This window comes from Streptomyces sp. NPDC005195 (assembly GCF_040608315.1).
GTDB classification, from domain to species: domain Bacteria; phylum Actinomycetota; class Actinomycetes; order Streptomycetales; family Streptomycetaceae; genus Streptomyces; species Streptomyces kaempferi.
Map to the genome: position 1 here is coordinate 1 of NZ_JBEXHZ010000199.1, position 3,292 is coordinate 3,292.

A 3,292-nucleotide genomic window follows, 5' to 3' on the forward strand; every position below is an offset into this window, starting at 1 on the left:
ACGGCCCGCTCCTTGAGCTCCTTCGGGTATTGCTTCGCCATAACGGACTCGATCCTTCCAAAAGATCGAGCCTCGATCAAACCCGGAACGGTTCATGTGCACCGTGCCGAGGAGCTTGAGCTCGGCGTCCACCGCCTGGCGGCCGCGGTAGTTGAGGTGTCGTCCGAAGCGTTGGAAGATCTGGGCGAATCCCGGCTCGACCAGGGCACTGCGTTGGCGGTACTGGGCCCGTCCAGTTGGGGTGGCGAGGCGGGCCGCCATGTCCTGCTGGCCGGCAGGGGCCTGCTGACGTTTCGCGGGAAAGCCTGCCTGGTCGGCGTCGCTGGTGTCCGAGACCAGTAGTGGAAGGTCGGCGAGGGCCTCGAAGGACGCGGCGGAGGCGTACCCACTGTCGGCGAGCCAGAGTTGGATGCCGCCGGGAGCCGTGCAGCCTGGTGATTGTGCTGGGTCTTCTTCACCATCGGAACGAGGGCCGTCCTGTCCGAGGGATTGTCGTGCGCTTCGATGGCCAGCAGGAATTGACGGCGGGCGCACACGATCTGGATCTTGTATCCCTGCAGGTAGCCGCCATGTTTGCCGGGAATCAGCCGGGAGTCGGGATCGCTCAGACAGGCACGGGACTCCGGCGAGGGAGCCGGTCGGGGTGTGCGGGCCCGCTCCAGCCAGGCACGCATCTTCACCAGTCGCGTTCGCTGGCGAACGAGGACGGTCTTGTGCTCCATCGGGACCGGCGGTCGTCCGTTCGCTCCACGACGTCCTGCCGCCCGGTCCACTTGGACGCGGAACTCGTACTTCTTCAGTTTCTCCTGGTGAGCCTCAGTCTCGGCGGCCAGGCGCTTCTCCGCGCGGGCTACCATCCGCTCGGCGGCTTCGACCTTGATCCGGATCTCGGTGGGTGAAGGCATAGCCCGTTCATGCAGTCTGTCCCTGGCCAGGCGGGCCCGGGTGAGCCGGTCGCACAGCCGGGACAGGCGAGGCCAGTTGTCGCACGCGTCCTCGCCATCGCCCTGTGCTGCCGAGCCATCGGCCTCGACGCTCAGCGCGTGGTCGACCACATCCTCCATCAGCGCGTGGATCTCTTTCCCGCACTGGGAAATGGTCTCCTCCAAGCGGTGGAGCCGCTGGTTGGCGTCGCGTGAGGCATTCGCCTCCATCGGTGAGCCGTCCACGGCCACCGCCGAAAGTTCGACCAGGCCACGTCGGCCGCACAGCGACAACCCCTGCACGAACAGCGAGTTCAAGGCGGCACGGTGACGTCGTACGAACCGCGCGACGGTGGAGTGGTCCACTCGGCGGTTCGCGGTGATGATTCGGCAGCCCACGTCGTCCCAGCAAGCCTGCTCGATGCGACGAGAGGAACGCACTCCCTTGCTGTAGCAGTACAGGAGCAACGCAATCAGGCACGCGGGAGGGTAGGCCACCCCGCCCCGCCCGTCGTCACGGTAGCTGTTCTCGAATGCCGACAGGTCAAGCAGCTCGACGGCGTCGAGCACCTTCCATCATCGAGGGCACCCAGATCCGCCTGACGGTCGACCGACTGCCCAGCGGCCAGGACCCGCAGCCGGTATGGCTGTGGTCCTCGAAGACCGGCATGACCGGCGAGGATGTCGATCTGCGCTGGCAGGCATTCCTCCGCCGCTTCGACATCGAACACACCTTCCGCATAATCAAGCAGACGCTCGGCTGGACCCGACCCAAGCTCCGTTCCCCCGAGGCCGCGGACCGCTGGACGTGGCTCGTGATCGCGGCCCACACCCAGCTCAGGCTCCTCCGCGAGGCCGCCGCCGACCTCCGTCGCCCGTGGGAGAAGCGAACGGAGCCCGCCCGGCTCACCCCGGCCCGCGTCCGCCGGGGATTTCGCAACCTCCGCCCGCACCTGCACAGTCCTGCCCGTGCACCGAAATCCTCAACACCCGCCCCAGGATGTCCAGTTGGCTCGAAGAACCGCTATCCCGCCACCCGCCACGACGTGGGCAAAACGACCAGACGCCCCGAGAGCATCACTGAACGCAATCGCCTTAAAGACCAAAAAGGTTAAATCTTAAGTTGTAGAAGCCGTCGATGTATTCGAAGAGTGCGAGGTTCGCCTCGGCCCTGGTCGCGAAGACGGGCTGCGGACACATTCCGTCTTGATCAGCATCCACAGATTTTCCGCGAGAGCGTTATCGTACGAATCCCCGACCGACCCCATGGATGCCACAACTCCCGCTCGCAGCAGGCGAGTTGTGAGCCTGATGGACGTATATTGACAGCCGTGGTCGGCGTGATGGACGAGCTTGCCGGGCTCGATCTCACAAGACGCGAGGGCGTACTCCAGACTGGACAGCACCAGGTCGGCGTCCGTGCGGGCGGACGTCTCCCAGGCGACCACCCGGCGCGAGAAGGCGTCGCGGATCACGGACAGCCACAACGGCCCCTCGCCGGTGGCGATCATCGTCAGGTCGGTGACCCACAGCCGGTTCGGCGCGGACGCGGTGAAGTCCCGGCCGACCAGGTCCGGGGCGAGTGTGGCCTTCGGGTCGCGCCGCGTGAAGCCCTTGCGGCGTGGGCTGATCCCGGCGAGATCAGCTTCGCGCATCAATCGCTCGACCCGCTTGCGCCCGACGTGGACGTCCTCGCGTTTCAGAGCGGCATGGACGCGTGGCGAGCCGTAGATCCCGCCGGAGTCGCTGTGGATCTTCCTGATCCGCTCGGTCAGCTCGGCGTCGCGGCGCTGGTGTTCGCACGGCTCCTTCTCGCGCCGGCGCCGGCGGTAGTAGGTCGAGGAGGAGATGTGCAGTTCCCGAAGTACGCACTCGACTCCCAGGCGGGGATGCTCGTCGACGAGCGCGGTCACCTGGGCCGGGTCGGGTCGAGTTGCGCCGCGAAAAACGCCGAGGCGGTCCGCAGGACGTCGTTCGCCCGCTTGAGCTGGACGTTCTCCCTGCGCAGGGCGGCGAGCTCGGCGCGTTCGTCGGTGGTGAGCCGCTCGTCGCGCTCGCCGGCGTCCGCCTCGGCCTGGCGGATCCAGCCGCGCAGGGCCTCGGGATGCACGCCGAGGTCGACGGCCAGCTTCTTGATCTGCGGCTTCGGCTCGGTGGTGCGATACATCCGCGCCGCACGCTCACGCAACTCCAGCGAGTATTTCCTGGGAGCGGCCAGGGTCGATGTTCCTCTCATGAGAACCATCTGACCCTCTGTCAACATCCTCCGCATCCCGGGGGTGCCTCTGTGTCTTGTCAAGGTGTGGCGGCGGGAGATTGGGCTCGTCGTTCGTCGGCGAGCATGACCTTCCAGACATGATCGGCCAGGC

General features: G+C 66.6%; 3 protein-coding genes and 2 pseudogenes. 1 reads left to right on the forward strand and 4 read right to left on the reverse strand.

Annotated features, from left to right (window positions below; translation table 11 throughout):
* Both ABZV34_RS37870 and ABZV34_RS37875 read right to left on the reverse strand, forming a co-directional pair.
* Nucleotides 1-261 (reverse strand): transposase (locus tag ABZV34_RS37870; RefSeq protein WP_356287358.1); only part of this gene is annotated, 261 nt, incomplete at its 3' end.
* Nucleotides 262-1,232: 971 nt separating this feature from the next.
* Nucleotides 1,233-1,493, reverse strand: a pseudogene (locus tag ABZV34_RS37875) (transposase); the annotation flags it as partial.
* Nucleotides 1,494-1,498: 5 nt separating this feature from the next.
* Here ABZV34_RS37875 and ABZV34_RS37880 point away from each other — a divergent pair.
* Nucleotides 1,499-2,038 (forward strand): annotated as a pseudogene (locus ABZV34_RS37880) (transposase); the annotation flags it as partial.
* Nucleotides 2,039-2,041: 3 nt separating this feature from the next.
* On the opposite strand, the gene ABZV34_RS37885 reads toward ABZV34_RS37880, so the two are convergent.
* Both ABZV34_RS37885 and ABZV34_RS37890 read right to left on the reverse strand, forming a co-directional pair.
* Nucleotides 2,042-2,836, reverse strand: a complete 795-nt coding sequence (locus tag ABZV34_RS37885) for an IS3 family transposase (protein WP_356287361.1) — start codon at nucleotides 2,834-2,836, stop codon at nucleotides 2,042-2,044.
* On the reverse strand, nucleotides 2,833-3,159 hold the full coding sequence (locus ABZV34_RS37890) for a transposase (protein WP_356287364.1): 327 nt from the start codon (nucleotides 3,157-3,159) through the stop codon (nucleotides 2,833-2,835). The genes ABZV34_RS37885 and ABZV34_RS37890 overlap by 4 nt, the downstream gene beginning before the upstream one ends.
* Nucleotides 3,160-3,292 lie beyond the last annotated feature (133 nt).

Bases quoted from the DNA above. Each gene is read 5' to 3' on its own strand.
- ABZV34_RS37890 (WP_356287364.1), bottom strand. From the start codon at position 3,159: ATGAGAGGAACATCGACCCTGGCCGCTCCCAGGAAATACTCGCTGGAG.